Source organism: Arthrobacter sp. Hiyo1 (assembly GCF_001263615.2).
GTDB lineage: Bacteria > Actinomycetota > Actinomycetes > Actinomycetales > Micrococcaceae > Arthrobacter.
Map to the genome: position 1 here is coordinate 181,537 of NZ_DF952471.1, position 5,253 is coordinate 186,789.

The window sequence follows — 5,253 nt, forward strand, 5'->3', positions numbered from 1 at the left end:
CCGCTTCCTGCGCTGCCGGACGAAGCGGCGACGCCTGTGATCACCGAACCCTCTTTGCGACACCGGCGCCGGCACGAGGGCCCGCGCCAGCCAGCACACCATTACCCATTGCCGTTCCCGTGCGGACCCCGGCTCCCACGCCGACGCCGACGGCAAATCGCGGGAAGATCAGCGGTACAGCGAGTCGGACAGACACGGGTGCGGACCCCACGACGGCGACGCTCGAGACCGTCTTCACCCTGTCCCGAGGAATCGGGAATGCCACAGCCGACTTCTCGATCAACGCGCCCGGCACAATTTCAAGCGGATCCGTTACTGCCCCCTCGGGCTGGAGTTGCTCGGCGAAGCCACTGGATCCTTCCGGCATCAGTTGCACCACAAATTCGGCACAACCCGGCGAACTGACCTTCCGGCTCAACGTCACCGTCGTGAACCAGGGCGTCTACACCTTGACGTATGGCCTGAGTGGAACCGGGATTGCAACGAGCACATTCCGCTACGACTTCTGACAGATCAATCGGCCCAAATTAGACCCTGACGCGCGGAACACCAAGCTGAGGGAAGACCACCGCCCCGTCGTCGGGCTCGAAGATGTGAGCTAGCGTCGGCGAAAACACCCCCAAAAGTGAGCGGGGGTCCGGACTAGGCCTACGCCGGCGGGGCGGTGGATTCGCGGACCACAAGGTGCGTGGCGAGTTCCACGCGCCGCGAGTCCAATGCGTCACCGCGCATTTGGCGGAGCACGAAGCGCAGGGCGGCACGGCCCATCTCCTGCAGCGGCTGGGATACGGACGTCAGCGGCGGCACCGATTCCTCTGCTTGGTAGGTTCCGTCGAATCCCACCACGCTGATGTCCTCCGGGATGCGGATCTTTTGCCGCCGCGCCTCGGCGAGCACACCCAGGGCGATGCTGTCGCTTGCGGCAAAGATGGCCGTTGGGCGCTCTTCGAGTTGAAGCAGGGTTTTCATTCCCGCCACCCCGTTCTCGGAGCGGAAGGGCCCTGACAGGATGTAACGCTCCTCGACGGGCACACCATTCGCCATCAGCGCCGCCATGTAGCCGTGGAGACGGGCCTGGTTGCACTCGGCGCCTTCCGGGCCACCCAGGTAGGCGATCCGGCGGTGCCCCAGATCCAACAGGTGCGCCGTGGCGGCCTTGCCCCGGCCCAGTTGCTGGCACCGACGCTGACCACGTCACCCGGCGGCGGGTTGAGCGGGTCGATGACCACGATGGGGTATCTGGCGCCGTCGAAATGGATCCAGCTGGGCCGAACTGAACGCCGAGGTCACCACGATCATGCCGCTGCGGCCTTCGTCGACGATCCGCTGCGCCCGCTGCTCGAGGCTCAGCTTCGACGCCGACTGCTGGCCGGTGATGTTGAGCAGGACTTCGACGTCGGAGGCGGCCGCGTGCTCCAACACGCCGTTGAGCACTTCCACCCCATACGCCGAATTCAAGGTGTCGAACACAACCTCCACCACGGGCCGGCGGCCGGCGGTGTTCTTTCGCTGAAGCGGCGACTTGTATCCCGTCCGCTCCAAGGCGGTCAGAACTTTGGCGCGCGTGTCAGCCGCAACATCCTCGCGCCCATTGACCACCTTCGAGACGGTCGGCATCGAGACGCCCGCTTCCCGGGCAATGGCGGCCAATGTCACCTTGGCGGAACTTTCACTGCTGGCCATGGATCCTCAACTCTTTCGAAATATTTCGCTGACACAAGTGTGGGCGGCGAGGCAAGCAGAGTCAATCGCCATTTCGTAAAAGAGTTGAACTTTATGCCCGAATCGCCTTGACGGTGACCCAGACCACAGCTAAATTTGCCTAACGGACCGAAAAGATTATCGAAATATTTCGAAGATTCGGATCAAGCATATTCAGCGGCAGTGCAGCCTCGCTCCCCGAAGGCCGGACTCCCGAAACCAATAGCCGGGCAATCAGCGTCGAGCCCGGAGGACGAATGGAATTGCAAATGGTAAAACTCACGTTGCGCACGGCAGCGATCGCCGTCACTGCCGCGGCCGTATCGATCTCCCTCGCAGCCTGCGGATCAAGTGGACCGGCAAGTTCGGCAGGAAACGCCGATTCGGCCACCATGTGGGGCCTCACGGGCGGTAACCAGCCCGTACTCCAGAAGTCCATCGATGCATGGAACAAAGCCCACCCGGACGAGGCCGTCAAGCTCGACTTCTTCGCGAACGACGCGTACAAGACCAAAGTGCGCACCGCCGTCGGCGCCGGACAAGGACCCACCTTCATTTACGGTTGGGGCGGTGGCGTGCTGAAGTCCTATGTCGACGCCGGCCAGGTGGCCGACCTGTCGGACTTCGTATCGTCAAACCCGGATGTCAAGAGCCGCTACCTGCCGTCCGTGCTCAAGAACGGCGTGATCGACGGCAAGACGTATGCCCTGCCCAACAACAACGTGCAGCCCGTCGTCCTGTACTACAACAAGGAAGTCTTCGATAAGATCGGCGCCCAGGCCCCCAAGACCTGGGATGAACTCATGGCCCTGGTGCCGAAGTTCAAGGCTGCAGGCATCGCTCCCTTCTCCCTGGGCGGCCAGTCCAAGTGGCCTGACCTGATGTGGCTCGAATACCTGGTGGAGCGCATCGGCGGACCCGAGGTCTTCGCGAACATCGCTGCCAACAAGCCCGGCGCCTGGTCCGACCCCGCCGTCAAGGCAGCCCTCAGCAAGATCCAGGACCTGGTGGACGCCGGCGGATTCGCCAACGGATTCTCCTCCATTGCCGCCGACAGCAACGCGGACCAGGCCCTCCTTTACACCGGCAAGGCCGCCATGATCCTGCAGGGTGGCTGGATCTACCAGAGCATGAAGAAGGACGCCGCGGACTTCGTCAAGAACGGCAAGCTGGGCTACGTCACCTTCCCCACCGTGTCCGGTGGCAAGGGCGATCCTGCCAACGTCGTGGGCAACCCTTCCAACTTCTGGTCGATCTCTTCCAAGGCCACTGACAGCCAGAAGAAGGCGGCGCTCGACTACGTCAAGAGCGGAATGTTCACCGACGCCGACACCCAGTCCTTGATCGACTCCGGAGCGGTTCCCGTGACCACGGGCATCGAAAGCAAGCTGGCCGCATCACCGGACAAGGATTTCCTGAGCTACGTGTACGGCATGGCCAAGAACGCACCGAGCTTCACCCTCTCCTGGGACCAGGCCCTCAGCCCCGCCCAGGGAGACGCCATGTTGGCGAACCTGGACCAGATCTTCCTGAAGAAGATCAGCCCCGATCAGTTCGTCTCAACCATGAACGCCACGATCGGAAAGTAACCAGTGTCTACCTCAACCGGTTCTTCCCGGCGGGTCCTTGAAAAGGGCCCGTCGGGGTGGCTGGCCGCACCAGCCCTTGTCTTCTTCCTCCTCTTCGCCATCATCCCTCTCTTCGGCGTGCTCTTCCTCAGCTTCACCAAATGGGACGGGCTGGGCGAAATCAAACTGGACGGCTTGTCGAGCTGGACCACGGTCCTGACCGATCCCGTCACCGGCAATGCGCTGTGGGTCACGGCCAAGATCATGTTCTTCTCGTTCATCGTGCAAGCCCCCATCAGCTTGCTCCTCGGAGTTTTCACGTCCGCGTCCCAGAAATACCGCGCGGCCCTCGCAGTCCTCTACTTCGTGCCGCTGCTGCTGTCCTCCGCGGCCGTCGCGATCGCATACAAGGCCCTCTTGGACCCGAACTTCGGACTCGGTCCGGGCTTGGGCCTTCCATTCCTCGCCCAGGACTGGCTCGGCAACTCAGATCTGGTGCTGTTCGTCGTCGTCTTCGTCATCGCCTGGCAGTTTGTCCCGTTCCACACACTCATCTACCAAGGCGGCGTGCGCCAGATCCCGGCGTCGCTGTATGAAGCGGCCCAAATCGACGGCGCGGGGCGCGTCCAGCAGTTCTTCGCCATTACCTTGCCCCAGTTGAAATACACCATCATCACGTCCTCGACCCTTATGGTGGTCGGCTCACTGGCCTACTTCGATCTCGTCTTCGTCCTCACCGGCGGAGGCCCCGGCTATTCCACGCGGCTGCTACCGCTGCACATGTACCTGACCGGCTTCAAGGCCAACGACATGGGAGCGGCGAGCGCCCTCGGCGTCATCCTCGTGGTGATCGGCCTTGCACTGGCCCTGCTCCTGCAAAGACTCGGTGGCAAGAACCGCAACGCAAGCCAATTGGAAGGTGCCTGATGGCTTCCACAACCCAGATTCCCGCACCGCCGGCAAGGCCCAACGCGCCAAGCAACAAGCAAGGCCACAAACATGGCCAGCGAGCAAAAGGCGCCAAGGGCCCCGGCCGGCTCCGCCCCAACTACCTGGGCGGCCTGGGCGGCTGGCTTTGGCTGGCGATCATCATCGTTCCCATCTACTACGTGGTGGTGACCAGCCTGAAGAACCAGGCCGGGTTCTTCACCTCGAACCCGATGATGCCGCCCACCGAGCCGACCCTGGACAACTACAAGCTGGTCCTGGACAACGACTTCGCCATGTACTTCTTCAACAGCCTGATCGTCACAGTGGGCAGTGTCGTACCTGCGCTCTTGGTCTCGTTCATGGCCGCCTACGCGATCGTCCGGGGGAAGGGCCGGTTCCTGACGTGGACGAACAACACGTTCCTCCTGGGCCTGGCGATTCCCTTGCACGCCACGATCATTCCCATCTATTGGATGATCACCAAAGCGCATCTCTATGACACCTTGTTGGCGCTGATCTTGCCCTCCATTGCGTTCGCGATTCCCATTTCCGTCCTCATCCTGAGCAACTTCATGCGCGATGTACCCAACGAGTTGTTCGAGTCCATGCGGCTCGATGGTTGCTCGGACTGGGCCATGATGTGGCGGCTCGCGCTGCCCATGACGCGCCCCGCCGTCGTGACCGTGGGCATCTACAACGCGCTCGGCGTCTGGAACGGCTTCCTGTTCCCGCTGATCCTGACCCAGAGCCCGTCCACCCGTGTGCTTCCGCTGTCCTTGTGGACGTTCCAGGGCGAATTCAGCGTGAACATTCCCGCCGTGTTGGCTTCCGTGGTGCTCGCCACCTTGCCGCTGCTGGTCATCTATGTGGTGGCCCGCCGCCAGCTGCTCAGCGGGTTGACCGCAGGATTCAGCAAATAGCCAACGCTCTTTGAAAGCACGAAAGGAAACACAATGACTACCGCAAAGCCCTTGCGGGTCGGCATGGTCGGCTACGCATTCATGGGCGCCGCCCACTCCCACGCTTGGCGGACAGCGCCGCGGTTCTTCGATCT

3 protein-coding genes and 2 pseudogenes are annotated in these 5,253 nt (G+C 62.4%); 4 read left to right on the forward strand and 1 reads right to left on the reverse strand.

What is annotated here, in order from left to right:
• Window positions 1-509: pseudogene (locus AHiyo1_RS24235) on the forward strand (hypothetical protein); the annotation flags it as partial.
• A 139-nt stretch (window positions 510-648) separates the two neighbouring features.
• On the opposite strand, the pseudogene AHiyo1_RS12390 reads toward AHiyo1_RS24235, so the two are convergent.
• Window positions 649-1,683: pseudogene (locus AHiyo1_RS12390) on the reverse strand (LacI family DNA-binding transcriptional regulator).
• A gap of 287 nt (window positions 1,684-1,970) precedes the next feature.
• Here AHiyo1_RS12390 and AHiyo1_RS12395 point away from each other — a divergent pair.
• From AHiyo1_RS12395 to AHiyo1_RS12405, 3 genes are read left to right on the forward strand one after another with little or no spacing between them, the layout of a single operon-like run.
• Window positions 1,971-3,290: an extracellular solute-binding protein gene (locus AHiyo1_RS12395; protein WP_059388771.1), complete on the forward strand. Its 1,320-nt coding sequence runs from the start codon at window positions 1,971-1,973 to the stop codon at window positions 3,288-3,290.
• Between the two features lie 3 nt (window positions 3,291-3,293).
• Window positions 3,294-4,196: a carbohydrate ABC transporter permease gene (locus tag AHiyo1_RS12400; protein ID WP_059388769.1), complete on the forward strand. Its 903-nt coding sequence runs from the start codon at window positions 3,294-3,296 to the stop codon at window positions 4,194-4,196.
• The gene (locus AHiyo1_RS12405; protein ID WP_059388770.1) at window positions 4,196-5,119 is read left to right on the forward strand and encodes a carbohydrate ABC transporter permease; all 924 of its coding nucleotides are present in this window, start codon (window positions 4,196-4,198) and stop codon (window positions 5,117-5,119) included. The genes AHiyo1_RS12400 and AHiyo1_RS12405 overlap by 1 nt, the downstream gene beginning before the upstream one ends.
• Window positions 5,120-5,253 lie beyond the last annotated feature (134 nt).

What these genes read in the sequence shown, in the direction of transcription:
- AHiyo1_RS12395 (WP_059388771.1), top strand. Translation starts at nt 1,971, where the DNA reads ATGGTAAAACTCACGTTGCGCACGGCAGCGATCGCCGTCACTGCCGCG.
- AHiyo1_RS12405 (WP_059388770.1), top strand. Translation starts at nt 4,196, where the DNA reads ATGGCTTCCACAACCCAGATTCCCGCACCGCCGGCAAGGCCCAACGCG.